Origin of the sequence: Xanthobacter wiegelii (assembly GCF_043193855.2) — a bacterium.
In the GTDB taxonomy this organism is placed as follows: domain Bacteria; phylum Pseudomonadota; class Alphaproteobacteria; order Rhizobiales; family Xanthobacteraceae; genus Xanthobacter; species Xanthobacter flavus_A.
In genome coordinates this window covers 1,659,338-1,676,436 of the sequence record NZ_CM195529.1, presented here as the reverse complement: position 1 = coordinate 1,676,436, position 17,099 = coordinate 1,659,338, and the positions used below count along the sequence as shown (strand labels likewise).

At 68.3% G+C, this 17,099-nt stretch carries 18 protein-coding genes; 11 read left to right on the top strand and 7 right to left on the bottom strand.

Features of this window, described 5'->3' with window-relative positions; genetic code table 11:
- The first annotated feature begins 8 nt into the window (after window positions 1–8).
- The 4 genes from V5F63_RS07735 to V5F63_RS07720 all read left to right on the top strand — a co-directional run bounded on the left by V5F63_RS07735 (window position 9) and on the right by V5F63_RS07720 (window position 4,126).
- Window positions 9–1,037, top strand: coding sequence for a CobW family GTP-binding protein (locus V5F63_RS07735; RefSeq protein WP_394102064.1), 1,029 nt, complete (start codon window positions 9–11; stop codon window positions 1,035–1,037).
- Between the two features lie 61 nt (window positions 1,038–1,098).
- Complete coding sequence (locus V5F63_RS07730; protein ID WP_394102065.1) at window positions 1,099–2,505, top strand: dihydroorotase; 1,407 nt, start codon at window positions 1,099–1,101, stop codon at window positions 2,503–2,505.
- Entirely contained in the window at window positions 2,502–3,308 is an 807-nt protein-coding gene (locus V5F63_RS07725) for an ABC transporter permease (RefSeq protein WP_209488510.1), read from the top strand. The genes V5F63_RS07730 and V5F63_RS07725 overlap by 4 nt, the downstream gene beginning before the upstream one ends.
- 26 nt (window positions 3,309–3,334) lie before the next feature.
- Window positions 3,335–4,126 (top strand): ABC transporter ATP-binding protein, encoded by a 792-nt coding sequence (locus V5F63_RS07720; RefSeq protein WP_394029886.1) that lies wholly within the window; start codon window positions 3,335–3,337, stop codon window positions 4,124–4,126.
- Between the two features lie 67 nt (window positions 4,127–4,193).
- Here V5F63_RS07720 and V5F63_RS07715 read toward each other — a convergent pair whose 3' ends face one another.
- Genes V5F63_RS07715 through V5F63_RS07705 form a run of 3 tightly spaced genes read right to left on the bottom strand, consistent with a single transcriptional unit; the run spans window position 4,194 to window position 6,387 of the window.
- Complete coding sequence (locus tag V5F63_RS07715; RefSeq protein WP_394102066.1) at window positions 4,194–5,231, bottom strand: CobW family GTP-binding protein; 1,038 nt, start codon at window positions 5,229–5,231, stop codon at window positions 4,194–4,196.
- Window positions 5,224–5,559, bottom strand: a complete 336-nt coding sequence (locus V5F63_RS07710) for a hypothetical protein (RefSeq protein WP_394029839.1) — start codon at window positions 5,557–5,559, stop codon at window positions 5,224–5,226. Before V5F63_RS07710 ends, V5F63_RS07715 begins: the two co-directional genes overlap by 8 nt.
- A gap of 21 nt (window positions 5,560–5,580) precedes the next feature.
- On the bottom strand, window positions 5,581–6,387 hold the full coding sequence (locus V5F63_RS07705) for a GntR family transcriptional regulator (protein WP_394102067.1): 807 nt from the start codon (window positions 6,385–6,387) through the stop codon (window positions 5,581–5,583).
- A 99-nt stretch (window positions 6,388–6,486) separates the two neighbouring features.
- On the opposite strand from V5F63_RS07705, the gene V5F63_RS07700 reads away from it, so the two are divergent.
- Genes V5F63_RS07700 through V5F63_RS07670 form a run of 7 tightly spaced genes read left to right on the top strand, consistent with a single transcriptional unit; the run spans window position 6,487 to window position 13,432 of the window.
- Complete coding sequence (locus V5F63_RS07700; RefSeq protein ID WP_394102068.1) at window positions 6,487–7,359, top strand: branched-chain amino acid ABC transporter permease; 873 nt, start codon at window positions 6,487–6,489, stop codon at window positions 7,357–7,359.
- On the top strand, window positions 7,356–8,336 hold the full coding sequence (locus tag V5F63_RS07695; protein ID WP_394102069.1) for a branched-chain amino acid ABC transporter permease: 981 nt from the start codon (window positions 7,356–7,358) through the stop codon (window positions 8,334–8,336). The genes V5F63_RS07700 and V5F63_RS07695 overlap by 4 nt, the downstream gene beginning before the upstream one ends.
- Window positions 8,323–9,081, top strand: a complete 759-nt coding sequence (locus V5F63_RS07690; RefSeq protein WP_394102070.1) for an ABC transporter ATP-binding protein — start codon at window positions 8,323–8,325, stop codon at window positions 9,079–9,081. Before V5F63_RS07695 ends, V5F63_RS07690 begins: the two co-directional genes overlap by 14 nt.
- Window positions 9,078–9,794 (top strand): ABC transporter ATP-binding protein, encoded by a 717-nt coding sequence (locus V5F63_RS07685; protein WP_394102071.1) that lies wholly within the window; start codon window positions 9,078–9,080, stop codon window positions 9,792–9,794. Before V5F63_RS07690 ends, V5F63_RS07685 begins: the two co-directional genes overlap by 4 nt.
- A gap of 19 nt (window positions 9,795–9,813) precedes the next feature.
- Window positions 9,814–11,205, top strand: coding sequence for a dihydroorotase (locus tag V5F63_RS07680; RefSeq protein ID WP_394102072.1), 1,392 nt, complete (start codon window positions 9,814–9,816; stop codon window positions 11,203–11,205).
- Window positions 11,206–11,249: 44 nt separating this feature from the next.
- Window positions 11,250–12,461 carry an amino acid ABC transporter substrate-binding protein gene (locus tag V5F63_RS07675; RefSeq protein ID WP_394102073.1) on the top strand — a complete coding sequence of 404 codons (1,212 nt, stop codon included), beginning with the start codon at window positions 11,250–11,252 and terminating at the stop codon, window positions 12,459–12,461.
- On the top strand, window positions 12,458–13,432 hold the full coding sequence (locus V5F63_RS07670) for an amidohydrolase family protein (RefSeq protein ID WP_394102074.1): 975 nt from the start codon (window positions 12,458–12,460) through the stop codon (window positions 13,430–13,432). The genes V5F63_RS07675 and V5F63_RS07670 overlap by 4 nt, the downstream gene beginning before the upstream one ends.
- Window positions 13,433–13,444: 12 nt before the next feature.
- On the opposite strand, the gene V5F63_RS07665 is transcribed toward V5F63_RS07670, so the two are convergent.
- From V5F63_RS07665 to V5F63_RS07650, 4 genes are read right to left on the bottom strand one after another with little or no spacing between them, the layout of a single operon-like run.
- Window positions 13,445–14,389 carry a DMT family transporter gene (locus tag V5F63_RS07665; RefSeq protein ID WP_394102075.1) on the bottom strand — a complete coding sequence of 315 codons (945 nt, stop codon included), beginning with the start codon at window positions 14,387–14,389 and terminating at the stop codon, window positions 13,445–13,447.
- Between the two features lie 2 nt (window positions 14,390–14,391).
- Entirely contained in the window at window positions 14,392–15,225 is an 834-nt protein-coding gene (locus V5F63_RS07660; protein ID WP_394029848.1) for an ABC transporter permease, read from the bottom strand.
- Window positions 15,222–16,019, bottom strand: coding sequence for an ABC transporter ATP-binding protein (locus V5F63_RS07655; RefSeq protein ID WP_394102166.1), 798 nt, complete (start codon window positions 16,017–16,019; stop codon window positions 15,222–15,224). Before V5F63_RS07655 ends, V5F63_RS07660 begins: the two co-directional genes overlap by 4 nt.
- A gap of 17 nt (window positions 16,020–16,036) precedes the next feature.
- Entirely contained in the window at window positions 16,037–17,038 is a 1,002-nt protein-coding gene (locus V5F63_RS07650) for an ABC transporter substrate-binding protein (protein ID WP_394029850.1), read from the bottom strand.
- Between the last annotated feature and the right edge of the window lie 61 nt (window positions 17,039–17,099).

Below are 17,099 nucleotides of genomic sequence, written 5' to 3'. Positions count from 1 at the left end.
CCGGCACCATGGCCCATTTTCGCGACATGCGGACGCCGGTGACGCTGCTCACCGGCTTCCTGGGATCAGGCAAGACCACCCTGCTCAACGGGTGGCTGCGGGATCCCGCGCTGAGCGACGCGGCCGTGATCGTCAACGAGTTCGGCGAGATCGGCATCGACCATGCCCTCATCGCCGCGAGTTCGGACAACACCATCGAGCTGTCCACCGGCTGCCTGTGCTGCACCGTGAAGGGCGACCTCGTGGAGACGCTCCGCGACCTCACCGAGAAGCGCGCCCGCGGCGAGGTGAAGGCGTTCGCGCGGGTCATCATCGAGACCACCGGCATGGCCGATCCCGGCCCGGTCATCCAGGCGCTGATAACCTTCCCGGTGGCCCGCGCCTATCGCCTCGGGCGGGTGGTGACGGCGGTGGATGCGGTGCAGGGCATGGGCACGCTCGACCGCCACGCGGAGGCGCGCAAGCAGGTGGGCGTCGCAGACGAGGTGGTGCTCACCAAGGCCGATCTGGCGGGCAGCGACCTCGCCCCGCTGGAAGCCCGCATCGCCGGCCTGTCCCCCGGCGCGCGGCTGCATCGCTCCTCGCTCACGCATCTTGCCCAACCGACATTGCTCGACGGCATCGACCCCGCCGATCCCAACACCCGCCCCAGCGAAGTGCGCGCCTGGCTGCGCGCGGAAGCCTTCGAGGCGGCGGACCCGGTGACCCACCGTGAGGACATCGGCTCCTTCTGCCTCGCCTTCGAGGAGCCCCTGCACTGGGAGCACGTCTCGGCGTGGCTCGACGCGCTGGTCATCGCCCATGGCGACGATCTGCTGCGGGTGAAGGGCATCCTCGCCATCGCCGGCCGCCCCAGGCCGGTGGTGGTGCAGGCCGTGCAGCGGCTGTTCTCGCCGCCGGTGGAATTGTCCGCCTGGCCGGAGGGCATGGCGGGCTCGCGCATCGTCTTCATCACCCGCGGCCTGTCGCAGGCCTACGTGACCGAGGTGCTGGACGTGATCCGCACCCGCCCAGTGGCGCTCGATCTCGCATCCTGACGCGCCGCCGGCCCTTCACTTTCAAATCGGCCCGCGCGGGCCTCGTCCTCAGGAGAGTAGTGTGGACACCATCATCAAGAACGGCCTCGTCGTGACCGCCGACGGCCGCTTCGAGGCCTCCGTCGGCATCAAGGACGGGGCCATTGCCGGCATCTTCGAGCCGGGGCTGGAGCCCGCCGCCGCCGAGGTGATCGACGCCAAGGGCCTCGCCATCCTGCCCGGCGTCATCGACATGCACTCGCACCACCGCGAGGGCTCGCTGCCGGGCTTCGAATACAAGGACACCATCTACACCTCGACGCTCCAGTGCGCCGCCGGCGGCGTGACCACCTCGGTCGCCATGCCCAACGTGACCCCGCCGCCCAACACCCTGGACCTGCTGGAGAAGCAGTTCGCCATCTATGAGCGCGACGCGGTGGTGGACTGGAACTTCAACCCTGCCCCCACCATCCTCGAGGAAGTGCCGGGCATGGCCGCGACCGGCATCGCCGCCTTCAAATTCTTCATGGTGGTGGACACCGGTCGCTCCTATCCGCACATGCCGGGCATCGGCGTGCACGACCACGGCAAGATCCTGGAGATCATGCAGGCCGCCGCCGCGCAGGACGTGCCGCTCATGATCCATCCCCACGATCAGGCCCTGATGGACGTGATCGAACAGGAGTTCTGGGCGCGCGGGGAGCGCGACGCCCTCGCCTACGCCAAGGCCTACGCCGCCCATGACGGCGTGATCTGGGAGACCGCAATCGCCACCCTGCTGCGCCTGCAGAAGGCGGCGGGCTGCCATCTCCACATCCTGCACACCCAGACCGCCGGCTCGGTGCAGCTCATCCGCGAGGCCAAGGCGCGCGGCCAGAAGGTGACGTGCGAACTCAATCCCTGGGCGCTGTTCCTCGGCTGCGAATGGGCGGCGATCCAGCGCCTCGGCTCCTACGCGCTCTCCTACTGGGTGCCGGAGAAGAACGTGCCCGGCCTGTGGGAAGGCGTGCGCGACGGCACCATCGACATCATCGCCACCGACCATGCCCCGCACACCCGCGAGGAGAAGGAAATCGGCTGGACCGACGGCTGGAAGGCCCACACCGGAACGCCCTCGACCCAGTTCTACCTCTCCATGTTCCTGACCGCCGCCACCGAGGGCAAGCTGCCCCTGGAGCGCGTGGTGGAAGCGACCTCCACCCGCCCGGCGCGCCTGTTCCGGCTCGACCGCAAGGGCGAGATCAAGCCCGGCTTCGACGCCGATCTCGTGCTGGTGGACCTCGACACCGAATATGAGGTGCGCGACGAGGACGTGCTTTCCCTCGTCGGCTGGAGCCCCTATGCCGGCCGCCGCTTCAAGGGCAAGCCGGTGCGCACCATCCTGCGCGGCCGCACCATCTATGTGGACGGCAAGGTGGTGGGCGAGAAAGGTTACGGCAAGCAGGCCGTCTCCACCGCCCGTCACGCGCACAAGGCCGCGGCGGAATGACCGCCGCCGCTCCCTTCTGGCGCAGCGTCTACGACTTCCTCGAAGGGCGCTCGCGCGCGGCCGGCATCCTGCGGATGCTCATCTCGCTCGCCTTCGTGCTGGCGGTCTGGCAGGTGCTGGCGACCTATGTGGTCACCAACAAGCTGCTGCTGGTGCCGCCGGCCGAGGTCTTCCAGGCGCTTGCCAAGGAGAGCGCCAACGGGGCGCTGTGGACCAACGCGCTTGCCACCGTGAGCGCTGTGGCGGCGTCCTTCCCGGTGGCGGTGCTGATCGGCGTCGCCATCGGCCTCGCGCTGGCGTCGAGCCGGCTGCTGGCGCTCACCGCCGGGCCGATGCTGACGGCGCTGAACTCGGTGCCTCTGGTGGCGCTGGCTCCGCTGTTCATCGCGTGGCTCGGGCTCGGCTTCGCCTCCAAGTTCGTGCTCGTCACCATCTTCACCATCTTCCCGGTGCTGGTGACGACCGAGACCGGCCTCAAGGCCACCGACAAGAACCTCATCGAGGCGGCGCGCTCGTTCAACGCGTCGCGCTGGCAGGTGTTCACCACGGTGACGCTGCCCTTCGCGGTGCCGTTCATCGTCTCCGGCATCCGCGTCGCCTGGGCGCGGGCGCTGGTGGCCATCATCATCGCCGAATTCTTCGGCTCGTTCGCCGGCTTCGGCTTCGCGATCCTCGCCGCCGGGCAGAGCTTCGACACCGCGACGCTGCTCGCCTACGTCATCATGCTGGGCGCGCTCGGCCTGATGGGCAGCATCTTCTTCGAGTGGCTGGAACGCCGGCTCGCGCCGTGGCGGCAAGAATGAACCAGGGAGTGACCCCCGTGAACCAGATGGCACAGGCTCTCTCCATCGAAGGCATCAACAAGGTCTTCGAGCGCACGGGCAAGCCCTCCGTGGAGGCGCTGCGCGACATCAACCTCTCCATCCGCGAAGGCGAGTTCGTCTCCATCGTTGGGGCGAGCGGATCGGGCAAGTCGACGCTGCTGCGCATCATCGACGGCCTCCTGCCAGCCTCCTCCGGCGTGGTGAAGGTGTCCGGCCACACGGTGACGCGCCCGGGCGCGGACCGGGCCATGGTGTTCCAGCAGGATGCGCTCCTGCCGTGGAAGCCGGTGATCGACAATGTCGCCTACGGCCTCACCATCGCCGGCACGCCCAAGCGCGACGCCCACGCCACCGCCCAGCGCTTCATCGACATGGCGGGGCTGAAGGGCTTCGAGCAGCACTATCCGCACCAGCTCTCGGGCGGCATGCGCCAGCGCGTGAACGTCGCCCGCGCGCTGGCGGTGAATCCGAAGATCCTGCTTCTCGACGAGCCTTTCGCCGCGCTCGACGCGCAGACGCGCGAGATCATGCAGACGGAGCTGCTCAACATCTGGCAGAGGAGCGGCACCACCGTGCTGCTCATCACCCACCAGATCGACGAGGCGGTGTTCCTCTCCGACCGCGTGATCGTCTTCTCCGCCCGGCCCGGCTCGGTGCGCGAGGAAATCCCGATCCCCCTGCCGCGCCCGCGCGCGCTGGAAGTGAAGCGCCACGAGACGTTCGGCGCGCTGGTGGATCGCATCTGGCACCTCATCGAACACGAGGTGCGGAGCGCGGTCGCCGATAACCGCGCCTGAGAACTTGCGCGCCTGAGAACTTGCGCGCCTGAGAACTGACGCGCCCGAGGACTGGCCCCGGCACTCCTCACGCCGCCGGGGCGATGCCTTCGCGGAAAGCCACCGCCTGCCGCGCGGGGTCCGACATGTGGGAGCCCGCCTGACACAGATCGAGCGCGCGGGCGAGGCTGCGCTCGATCTCCGCCTTGCGGATGCCGCGGGCGATGAAGACGAGGAAGGACGGCCCGCCGTCGTCCGCGCCGAGGTGCGTCGGCGGGTGCATCACATGCTGCACGCCGTGAATGGCCAGCGGCCTGTCGGACGAGGTGGTCCGCAGCAGCCCCTTCACCCGCAGGATGCGGTCGCCATGGGCGTGGAGCAGCGCCGACAGCCAGAGCGTAAAGGCCGGCCAGTCCAGCGCCCCCTCGATGAGGAGCGTGAAGGAGGAGACCTCGGAATCATGCTCCGGCGCATCGGCCAGGAATGGCGACGGCGGGGCATGCAGGCTTTCTCGCCCGGCCAGCACGTCGCCCAGCCGGAACGTCTCGTCCTGAATGTCGAGGATGCGCGCGTCGGGGGAGATGGCGCGCACCGCCGCGGCGAGGCGGGCCGTCGGCTCGGCGGCGCGCATGTCGCCCTTGGTGATCACCACCGTATCGGCGATGGCCACCTGCCGGCGCGCCTCCGGCCGGTTTTCAAGATTGCGCAGGCCCGCCACCGCGTCCACCACCGCCACGACGGAGGCGAGGCGCACATGCGCCTTCAGCCAGGGGTCACGGGCGAGGGTGGCGATGACGGGAGCCGGGTCGGCAAGGCCCGACGTTTCCAGGATGGCTCGGCGCAAGCCGCCGCCGGCCCGGGAACTGTTCTTCGCCATGCGCACCAGATCGTGCATCGCCTTGGCGACATCGGAGCGGCGCGCGCAGCAGAGGCACCCGCCGTCGATCAGTTCCACCGCCTCGCTGGCATGCACCAGCAGGCGATGATCCACGCCCGCCTCGCCGAACTCGTTGACCATGAGACCGGAATCGCCGCCCTCCGGCGTCTCGATGAAGCGGCGGATGAGCGTCGTCTTGCCCGAGCCGAGAAAGCCGGTCACGACGATCAGGGGCAGGCGTTCATCCATGGGCGGGAGCCTCCCGCGCCGGCGCGATGAAATCCTCGGACAAGGGGTCGATGCCGCGACCCGAGAGGCTTTCCGCGATGGGCCAGACATCGCCGAGGGTCGGCGCGATCTTGGTGCGGCCGCGCGCGTCGGTGAGCGCCAGCGCCTCCCCGTCCCAGTCCTCGCAGACGAGGCCGAGCGGGCCGACCAGCGCATTCAGCATGGCGATGCGCCGCCGGCGTTCCGCCCGGTAGTGCAGGATGTCCTCGAACGGGAAACGCTCGTCGCGCTGCCGGGCGAAGTCGCTCCAGTGCTCTCCCGCGCCGAAGATGGCGCACACCTCGCACATGCGGGCTTCTCCTTCTGAAATTCAGCCGAGGCTGTCGGGCGCGCCTCCGAGCGGCAGCTCCATGTCCGACAGCATGCTCTGGGTGAGGCATTCGGAAACGCGCTTGCGGGCGAGCCCGGCGTGGGAACTGCCGAGCGCGTCCGCCCGGTCGGCATCGCGGGCGCGGATCGCCTCCACCATCTCGCGGTGCTCGCGGATGATGTTGCCGATGTGCGCGTCGTACGCCTCCTCGGTCGCGAAGCAGTCGTAGGTCATGGCAAGGCGCGAGATGCGCAAATTGGTGGTGAGCAGCTGGAGATAGAAGCGCTCCACCACGCCATTGCGGCAGCAGGCGGCGATGGCGGCATGGAAGCGCCAGTTGATCTCCAGCATGGCCTCGGAATCCCGGCGCGCCGTCGCCACCTCGAACGCCTCCCGCTGGGCGTCGATGGCGGCGATCTGCGCCTCCGTCCGCCGCAGCGCCGCCCATCGGGTGACGAGGCGCTGGGAGAGGTCGAAGGCCTCCAGATGCTCGCGAATGTCGTTCCAGCCCATGGGCGCGACGCGCGTGCCGCGATTGGGCAGGATCTGCACCAGCCCCTCGCCGGCGAGGCGGACCAGCGCCTCCCGCAGCGGCGTGCGCGAGAGGCCGAGGCGGCTCACCAGCGCCGCCTCGTCGAGGTCCGAGCCTGGAGCAAGCGCCAGTGAGACGATCTCGGCGCGGATCACCTGATAGGCGAACTCGCTCGACCCCCCCTTGGAGATTCCGGCCTTGGGGACGGCCGGCGCCGAAAGGCTGCCGCGTGCGGAGGCATGGGTGCGGCTTCTTTGTGCGTTTCGTTCAGACATCGTTGTTGCATGACTCGATTTATTTTGCATAAGATATGTATAAATAAGCCTTCCGTCAAGCATATAACATCGCAAAATCAACGATTTGGAGGGGTAACGGTGCTTTGGCAAGCCACCGCCAACGGGCTGCTGCTGGGCGGTCTCTACGGCATCGCCACCATCGGTTTCTCGATGGTCTGGGGCGTCATGGGGGTGATCAACCTCGCCCACACCGGCTTCATCATGCTGGGGGCCTACATCACCTACGGCCTGTTCCGGTTCGCGGGGCTTGACCCCATCGCCTCCATCCCGGTGTCCATGGTGGCGATGTTCGCGCTGGGCTATGCGCTGCAGGTGCTGGTGCTGAACCGCATCATCCGCACCAGCCTGCTGCTGTCGCTGGTGGTGACCTTCGGCATCGAGCTGGTGATGGTGGACGCGGTCTCCATCGCCTTCACCTCCGATGTGCGCTCGGTGAACTCGTCCTATGCGGCGAGCTCCATCGAGATCTTGGGCATTCTCGTGCCGGTGGTCCGCCTCATCGCAGCGGGCTTCTCCATCGCCCTCGGCATCGCCTTCTTCGCCTTCCTGCGCTTCACCCGCGCCGGACAGATGATCCTCGCAACCGCGCTCGACCGGGAGGTCTCCTCCCTCATGGGCATCAATCCCGAGCGGATCTACGCGCTGACCGCCGGGGCCGGCGCGGCGCTGGCCGGTGCCACGGGCTCTCTCGCCTCCATGCTGTTTCCGGTGATGCCGGGCATGGGCGTCACCTTCCTGAGCGCGGTGTTCGTCATCACGGTGCTGGGCGGCATCGGATCGGTGGAGGGGTGCATCGTCGCCGGCTTCATCTATGGGCTGGTACAGGCCTGGGCCGGCTACTTCCTCGGCGCCAATTATCAGGAGATCGTCGGCTTCGGTCTGTTCCTGCTGGTGCTCGCGCTGCGGCCTCAGGGCCTGTTCGGCCGCGCCTTCTTCGGGGAGCACGCATGATCTCCCCCTCTTCCCCCTCGGGCGCGCGGCGTCGCGCGCTTCTCTTCTGGGCGTTCTTCGCCGCCGGCGCGGTGGTTCTCGCCCTCGCGCCCCTCGCCCTCAACAATTACTGGCTGCGGGTGCTGACGACCGTGTTCATGTACGCCACGGTCACGCAGGGGCTGAACGTCATCGTCGGCCTCACCGGCTATCACGCCTTCGGCAATGCCGTGTTCTTCGGCTTCGGCGCCTATGCCTCAGGCGTCGCCATGACGCTGGGGGCGCCCTTTCCCGTGGCGCTCGTCGCGGCCGTTGCCTTCTCGGCGCTGGTGGCGGGCATCATCGGCTGGCCCATCCTGCGCCTGAGGGGGCACTACTTCGCCATCGCCACCGTCGCGCTGAACCTTGCCGCCATCCAGCTGGTGATCCAGGTGGGCGGCGTCACCGGTGGGGCGGAAGGCCTGCCGCTGCCGCTCTCGGACCTGCCGCCGGGGCCGCTCTACCGCGCCATCTATCTGGTGATGCTGGCCGGGATGGTCGTCTCCACCCTGCTGGTGGCCTTCATCCTCACCCGCCCCTTCGGCTATGCGCTGCGCGCCATCCGCGATGGCGAGCGCGCGGCGGGGGTGATGGGCATCGACACCACCGCCACCAAGGTCGCCGCCTGGGCCATCTCCGCCGGCATCACCGGCTTCGCCGGTGGCGTGTGGGCCTATTGGATCACCTTCATCGAGCCGGCCAGCGCGTTCGATCCCGCCATCGGGGTGAAGGCCTACATGATGCTCATCCTCGGCGGCATGGGCACGGTGATCGGGCCGGTGCTGGGCGCCTTCGTGCTGGAACTCCTCTCCACTTTGGTGTGGGGCGGCTTCCTGCAGGCGCACCAGATCGTGTTCGGCGTGCTCATCGTCGTCATCTGCCTCGTCGCCCCCAACGGGATGCTGGTGGCCGGGCGTTCCCTGATCCAGCGGTGGAGGTCGCGCCATGGCGCTGCTTGAGGCGAACGACCTCGAAATCCGCTTCGGCGGCGTCAAGGCGCTGGCCGGCGTCTCCTTCCGCGTGGAGGAAGGCGAAGTGTTCGGCGTCATCGGCCCCAACGGCGCCGGCAAGACCACGCTGCTGAATGCCATCTCCGCCGTCTACAAGCTCAATGGCGGCTCGATCCGCTTCGCCGGGGAGGACGTGACCGGCCTGCCGCCGCATCGCCTCTCCCGCCTCGGCATCGCCCGCACCTTCCAGATCGTGCAGCCGTTCAAGGCCATGAGCGTGCGGGAGAATGTCGCCATCGGCGCCATGTTCGGCCATGCGCGGCTGCGCACCCGCGAGGCGTGGCTCGCAGCAGCCGATGCCGCGCTGGAGCGCACCGGTCTCGCCCCCAAGGCCGCCTTCATGCCGCCGCAGCTCACCCTCGCCGACCGCAAGCGGCTGGAGGTGGCGCGCGCCCTCGCCATGGGGCCGCGCATCATCCTCTTCGACGAGGTGATGGCGGGCCTCAACCACACGGAGATCGAACGCATGATCGACCTCGTGAAGAGCCTCAAGCAGGCCGGCCTCACCGTGGTCGTCATCGAGCATGTGATGAAGGCGGTGCTGGCGCTCTGCGATCGCATCATGGTGCTGAACTTCGGCGCCAAGCTCGCCGAGGGGGTGCCGGACGACGTGGTGTCCGACCCCAAGGTGGTGGAGGCCTATCTCGGCCAGCGCTTCGCCAAGGCCCACGCCGCAGCGGGAGGCGCGCGATGAGCCTTCTCTCGGTCGAAGGCCTCGCCGTGGCCTATGGTGACAGCCGCGTGCTGTGGGACGTGGGCTTCGACATGGCGGAGGGCGAGATCGTCGCCCTCGTCGGCGCGAACGGTGCCGGCAAGACGACGCTTCTGCGCGCCCTCACCGGCCTCGTGCCGGTGCGCTCAGGGCAGATGCGCTTCGCCGGCACGGACCTCAACCCGCTGAAGCCTTATGAGCGCGCCCGGCGCGGCATTGCGATGGTGCCGGAGGGCCGGCGCCTGTTCGCCGGCCTCACCGTGCGCCAGAACCTCAAGCTCGGCGCCACCGCGCGCCCGAGCCGCGAGGGCGAGGAGGATGACCTCGCCTTCGTCTTCCAGCTCTTCCCGGAGCTGGTTCGGCTGGAAGGCCGGCTCGCCGGCCTCATGTCCGGCGGCGAGCAGCAGATGTGTGCCATCGGCCGCGCGCTGATGGCACGCCCGAGCCTCCTGCTCATCGACGAGATGTCGCTGGGCCTCGCCCCGGTGATCGTCGACCGCATCGCGGACGCGGTGCGCCAGGTCAACCGCGAGCGTGGCATCACCGTGCTCTTGGTGGAGCAGGACGTGGGCCTCGCGCTGGAGATCGCCACCCGCGGCTACGTGCTGGACACCGGCCGCATCACCATCGACGGCCCGGCGGACGACCTTCTGCGGCGCGAGGACATCCGCGCCGCCTATCTCGGCCTCAACTGACCTGTTCGGAGAGCGTGACGTGTCCCGACCCTATGACCTCGTGATCGAAAACGGCACGATCCACACGCCGTCCTCCTCCTACAAGGCGGACATCGCGGTGATCGACGGCAAGATCGTCGCCATCGGCGGACCGTTCACGGAGGCAGCGAAGCGCGTGGATGCCAAGGGGCTCGCCGTGCTGCCGGGCCTGTGGCACGTCCACTGCCACTTCCGCGAGCCGGGCCACACCTACAAGGAAGATTTCCAGACCGGCTCCGCGGCGGCGGCGGTGGGCGGCGTGACCATGTGCATCGACATGACCAACAACACGCCCCACCCGACCACGCTCGAAGACTATGAGATGAAGAAGGCGCTGGTCGCGCCCAAGGCCCATGTGGACTACGCGCTCTATGGCGGCGGACTCTATCCGCGCACGGTGGAGGCGCTGGCCAAGGCGGGGGCCATCGGCATCAAGATCTTCAACACGCGCCACATCAAGGAAGTCTATCCCTACATCTCCGAACTCGGCGTGCTCGACCACGGCATCCTGTTCGAGCTGTATGAGGCGACGCGGGACATGGGGCTGGTCGCCTCGGTTCACCACGATGACCCTGAGTGGTGCAAGCGGCTCACCTTCCGCGATTACATCGACAAGGGCCGCACCGATGCCATGGCCTATCACGAGAGCTTCTCGAAGGGCTACATGTACGGCCACGGCATGGTCGCCGGACTTGCGGCCTCGCTCTATTACGCGCGCATCTGCGGGGTGAAGCTGCACGTGCTGCATCTCGGCGTCATGCCCAAGGGCGCCAACGAGATGATCCACCACGCCAAGTTCGACCTCGGTCAGGACGTGTCGTGCGAGCTGGAGCTCGGCACCATGTTCATGAACCGGGCGCAGATGGAGAAGGTGGGGCCGCGCACCTACAACTGGGCCTACGACCCTGAGGCTGGCTGGGACGCCATCAAGGACGGCACGGCGGACATGATCGTGCTGGAGCACGCCCCCCATACCAAGGAGGACGTGGACCCGGGCTGGAAGGACCTGTTCTCGGTGCCGCTCGGCGTCACCGGCGCGCAGGAATACATCCCGCTGCTGATGAACGCCGTGAACGAAGGGCGCCTCACCCTCAACGACGTGGCCCGCCTCGCCGCCGAGGCCCCCGCCCGGCGCTTCGGCATCTTTCCCCGCAAGGGCGTGATCCAGCCCGGCGCGGATGCCGACTTCACCATCGTGGACATGAGCCGCGAAGGCGTCTTCCACAACGAGGACATGCTCTCGCGCACCGGCTTCTCCAGCTGGGAGGGCATGGCCACCAAGGGCGCGGCCACCCACACCATCGTGCGCGGCACCATCGTCGCGCAGGACGGCAAGCTCGTCGGCGCGCCGGGCTTCGGGCGCTTCGTGCCCGGCACCGCCGCATCCGCCTGAGACATCCAAAAACCAAACCTTCCGGGACCAGCAGGAGCGAGATGATGCACAGACGAACTCTGGTGAAGAGCGTGGCCGCCCTCGGCCTTGCCACCCTTCTCGGCGCGGGCACGGCCGCCGCGCAGGAGAAGATCAAGATCGGCGCCGCCGTCAGCCTCACCGGCAACTTCGCCCGCGAAGGGCATCTCCTGAAGAACGGCTATGCCTATTGGGAAAAGCTGGTGAATGACGCCGGCGGCATCAAGGTCGGCGACAAGAAGATGCCCGTCGAGGTCATCTATTACGACGACGAGAGCAAGCCGCAGACCTCCGCCCGCCTCACCGAGAAGCTGATTACCGAGGACGGCGTGGGCTTCATCCTCGGCCCGTATTCCTCGGGCATCGCCACCGCAACGGCGGCGATCAGCGAGAAGTACAAGGTCATCACCATGACCCCCATGGCGACGGCCGACAGCCTCTACCAGCGCGGCTACAAATACATCTTCTGCCCGGCGCCCCTCGCCTCCACCACCCTCGACCCGATGCTGGCGCTGCTGAAGACGGTGAAGGACCCGCCCAAGACCATCGCCATCGCCGGGCCTGACGACTTGTTCCCGAACGTGTTCGCCGGCGCCGCCCAGAAGAAGGCGGAGGCCGAGGGCCTGAAGGTGGTCTACACCACCAAGTATCCGAAGGGCTCGGCCGACCTCTCCTCCGTCGCCACCGCGCTGAAGGAGAGCAACCCGGACGTGCTGATCCTCACCGGCTACGTCCAGGATTCCATCCTGCTCATCAAGACGCTGCAGACGCTGAAGGTGAACCCCAAGCTGATCGGCTTCGCCTTTGCGGTGGGTATCCCGGACTTCCTCAACGCCCTCGGCCCGGCGGCGGAGGACCTGTTCGGCGTGCAGATCTGGGACCCGGCGCTCACCTACAAGGGCGCGGTGGTGGCGGACAGCGCCACCTATGTGGAGACCTTCAAGAAGCAGTTCAACGGCGAGACGCCCACCTACATCACCGCCGCCGGCACGGCGGGCGCGCTGGCGCTCCAGCTCGCCATCGAGAAGGCCGGCAGCATCGACCCGGTGAAGGTGCGCGAGGCCATGCTCCAGCTCGACACCGAAACCTTCTTCGGCCCGGTGAAATTCAACGATGCCGGCGTCGATGTGAAGGCTTCCGCCGTGGTCGCGCAGGTGCAGAGCGGCAAGGCCGTGCCGGTCTATCCCGCGGCCATCGCGGCGGCGCCGGTGGTCTATCCGCGCAAGCCCTTCCCGTGATCGTCGACGTCCACGCCCATGCCCTCTCGCGCGATTTCCTCGGCGAACTCGCGCGGGAGGGCGCGTTCGGCATCGAGACCTGTCCCGAAGGCTTCCGCTTCGCCGGCTACGGCCCGCTCGATCCGCTGCTGTTCGACATGGCCGGGCGGCTGGAAAGCCTGACGCGGCGGGACATCTCGCTCCAGCTCGTCTCGCCGCCGCCGCGCGTGGTCTCCCATGCCGGCTGGGCGGCGGACGGCGCGTTCGCGCGGCGGCTCAATGCGCAGACGCTCGCCGCCGCGCGGGACGGCGGACAGCGGCTCGGCGGCCTCGCCGTGCCGCCCATCGCCGAGCCCGAGCGCTGCGCGGACGCCATTCGCCGCGCGTTGGATGAGGGCCATATGGGTGTCGCCCTGCCCACCTCGGCGGCGGGGCGCCCGCTCGATGATCCGGCCTTCGAAGACATGTGGGCGGAATGCGCGCGGCAGGGCTGCATCGTGTTCATGCACCCCACGTCCGGCGTGGACCGGCCGGCCTTTGGCAGCTTCACCATGCTCCAGCTCGTCGGCTGGCCGTCCGAGACCGCGCTGTGCGTGGCGCGCCTCATCTTCTCCGGCGTGCTGGAGCGCCATCCGGGGCTGAAGCTCGTGCTGGCCCACGGCGGCGGCACGCTGCCCATGCTCGCCGGCCGCCTCGACCTCGCCTATGAGGCGCCGCTCTATGAGGCGAACCCGGCGTGCCGCGCCAACATCAGCCGGCCGCCATCGCACTATCTCGGCCAGCTCTATTACGACACTGTGGTGGCGCACCACACCGTGCTGGACTTCCTGCTGAATCTGGTCGGGCCCGAGCGCGTGGTCTTCGGCACCGATTTTCCGTTCGAGCTCGGCGATGCGGAAGGGGCCAAGGCCCTCGCCGCGCTGGATCAGCAGAGCGCGGAGGTGCGCGCCCGCGTGCTCGCCGGCGGCGCACGGCTCATGGGCCGGGCATAGGCCGGCCGAGCCTTAAGGGCTCGGCGCCGCCTTCGCCGGCCCTGCCCCCGTCTGGGTGGAGATCCACAGTCCGGCGAGGATGGCCGCCCCGCCTATCATCTGCAGCGGCGTGATCGTCTCGCCGAGGAGCGTCGCGGACAGCGCGACCGTCGCCAATGGCGAGAAATAGAGGAAGGGGCCAGCGCGTGCAGCGCCCACCCGCGCCGCGCCGTAGATCCAGAAGAGGTTGCCGAGCAGCGTCGGCCCGGCCGCGATGTACAGCACCGTCAGGGTGACGGGCTCCACCCTGAACCCGCTCGTGAACGGATCCTGCCCGCCGAGGCCAAGGAACACCGCATAGACGGGACAGAAGACCAGCACGAAGCCGGCGAGCGCGGTCAGCGCCGTCAGGCTCAGGGCCGAGATGCCGATGGGGTTCTGCCCAAGGCTGTAGGTGTAGAAGGCGAACAGCACGGCGGCGGTGATCGAGAACAGATTCCCCGCGCCGAAATGGAAGCCCGCGAGCCCCGTCGGCATCCCCTTCATCAGCACCAGCGTGACGCCGGCCATGGCGATGAGGATGCCGCCGATCTGCGCGAGCCTCGGGCGCATGCGCCCGACGAAGGTGGCGATCAGCAGCACCCAGATGGGCGTGGTCGCATTCAGCAGGCCGACTTCCAGCGCCGGGCTCAGATAGGCGCCGGCATAAAGGCTCACCGAGAAGAGCCCCACGCCCACCAGTCCCAGCAGCGCGATGCGCCCGGCGTTGCGGCGGATCGCGGCCCGCTCCCGCAGGAGCCCGGGCAAAGCGATGGGCAGCAGGAGCGTGAGCGCGATCGCCCAGCGCCAGAACACCAGCGCGGGCAGCGGCAGGGCGTCATGGATCGCCCGTGCCGCCGTGTGGTTGCTGCCCCACAGGAGGGCCGTGGCCAGAAGGGCGAGGATGGCGGAAAGGGGCGCCTTCGCCGCGGCCGCCACCTTTAGTGACCGGATCCGCCACCACCGCGCTGGGACACATGCCACGGCAGCAGCAGGCGCTCGCACGCCTCGACCACGAAGAACAGCGCCGTGCCGAGCAGCCCGAGCAGCAGGAGGCAGACGAACACGCGCGGCGTGTCGAACTGGCCCTGCGCGGTCAGGATGGCAAAGCCCAGCCCCTCGGAGCCCGCCACGAACTCGCCCACGATGGCGCCCACCAGCGCGAAGGAGATCGCCACCTTCAGGCCCGCGAAGATGCTCGGCAGGGCGTTGGGAAAGCGGATCTTGCGCAGGATGGCGAAGGACGAGGCGCGGCTGGCGCGGGCAAGGTTCACCATGTCCGGATCCACCGACCGCAGCCCCAGCACCGCGTCGATGACCACGGAGAACAGCGCGAGCATGAGCGCGATGGCGATCTTGGGCTCGACGCCGGTGCCCATCCAGATCACGAACAGCGGCGCCAGCGCCACCTTCGGCACGCTGTTGAGCGCGACGAGGAGCGTATAGACCGTGCGCTCGATGAATTTGGAATGGACGATCCCCACCGCCAGCGCGAGGCCCAGCACCACGGCGAGGCCGAAGCCCGCGAGGGTGGTGTAGAGCGTGAAGGCGGACATCTGGAGGAAATAGCCCGGCGACAGCAGGAATTCCTGCCAGATGACGCTGGGCGGCGGCAAGATGATGGGCGCGGGCTTGAAGACGTAGACCGCCGCCTCCCAGAGGACGAGCACCGCGATCAGCAGGCCCACCACCATGCCCGCCTCCACCAGCGAGGCAGGCAGCCGCTGCGGCATGGGCGGATCGAGATTTTCGGTAGCGCTGTTCCCGGAGCTCATGGGGCATCGTCCTTCAGCACGCCGAGGCTGGCGAAGAGGTGGCGGACACGGGCGACATAGCGGCCGAATTCCGGGCTTTCCCGCATGGCGAGGTGCCGGGGCCGGGGCAGGTCGATGTCGATGATCTCGACGATCCGGCCCGGATTGCGGTCCATGATGACCACGCGGTCGGAAAGGAAGATGGCCTCGGTGATGCCGTGGGTCACGAACACCACGGTCTTGCGCGTGTCCTGCCAGATGCGCGCGAGTTCGAGGTTGAGGTCGTCGCGCGTCATGGCATCGAGGGCGCCGAACGGCTCATCCATCAGCAGCAGCTTGGGATCGCAGAGCAGCGCCCGGCAGATGGCGGCGCGCTGGCGCATGCCGCCGGAGAGTTCCCAGGGATGGCGGCTCTCGAATCCGCCGAGCCCGAAGCGCCCCAGCAGCGCCAGCGCGCGCTCGCGCACCGCCGGCCCCTTGAGGCCGGCGAATTCCGCGGTGATGAGCACGTTGTCCAGGATGGTCCGCCAGTCCAGCAGCACGTCGCGCTGGAACACGATGCCCATGTCCCGGGGCGGGGCCGTGAGGACGTCGCCGCCCACGCGGATCGTCCCGGCGCTCGTGCCTTCAAGTCCGGCGATGCACTTGAGCAGCGTGGACTTCCCGCAGCCGCTCGGCCCGAGGATGGAGACGAACTCCCCCTCGTTGACCTCAAGGTCGATGCCTTTCAGCGCGGTGACGGCGCCGCGCGGCGAGCCGTACGTCTTGCGCACGCCGGAGATGGAGAGATAGGCCATGGTTTTGGCGTCCGTCATCGAGGCGACGTGCGCGTTCACTGGATGAACTCGTTGGTGAAGTAGGTGGCGGGGTCCGTGCCGGGCTTGATGGCGCCAGCATCCACCGCCGACTTCGCCGCCTTCGCCCAGTCTTCGGGCGACTGGTAGCCGATGGGCTTGCCCTTGGTGTTGGGCGTGTCGAAGAAGTCGATGGTGAGCTTGATCTGGTCGGCCAGCACCTTCTTGTCCAGCTTGGCGTTGGGACGCTGCTTGATGATGGCGTCGGCCGCCTCGTCGATGTGGCCGTCGCGGATGTAGGCCCACGCCTTCTGCTGCACCTCGACCAGCTTCTTCAGCGCCTCCTTGCGGCTCTCGATCGTCTTCTCGGTGGCGATGAGGCCGTAGCTCGGGAAGGTGATGCCCACATCTTCGGCAAGGATGGCCTTGGAGGGACGGTTCGCGGCGGCGACGGGAATGGCGGAGGGCTCGGTGGACATGAGGCCGTCCGCCCGCTTGGCGGTGTAGGTGCCCCACACGGCGGCCGGGTCCACGAACATCACGTTGACCGTGGTGCGATCGAGCCCGCCCTGCTTGAGCCAGTAATCGATGAACGGCGCCCAGGGGCTCGCGGCGAAGACCACGAGGCTCTTGCCCTTGAAGTCTGCGACCTTGGCGACGGGCGAATCCTGATCGACGAGGACCGCGAGGTCGGTCCTCTTGTCGAAGCCGGCGAACGCCTTGGCGGTGGAGCCGTTCTCGCGCGCCTGCGGCAGGAGACCGACCTGGATCTGGCCCACGTCCACCTGCCCGGCATTCACCAGCTGCAGCGTGTTGCCGGAGCCACGACCGTCCTGGATATCCACGTCGAGGCCGGCATCCTTGAACCAGCCCTTCTCCTTGGCGAGGTGCATGCCCGCATGCACGCCCCAGGGCGAGAAATCGAGACGGATCGTCATCTTCTCCTCTGCCGCGGCGGGACCGGCGGCGAGCGGGCCGGCCAGTAAGGCGGCGGCAGCGGCGGCCCGGACGAGACGGGCGGCGATGGACGTCATCTTCATTATTGCGATCCCCTCTTCGGCATCGAAATGAGACTATATGGTCCAATATGTCATGCAAGAG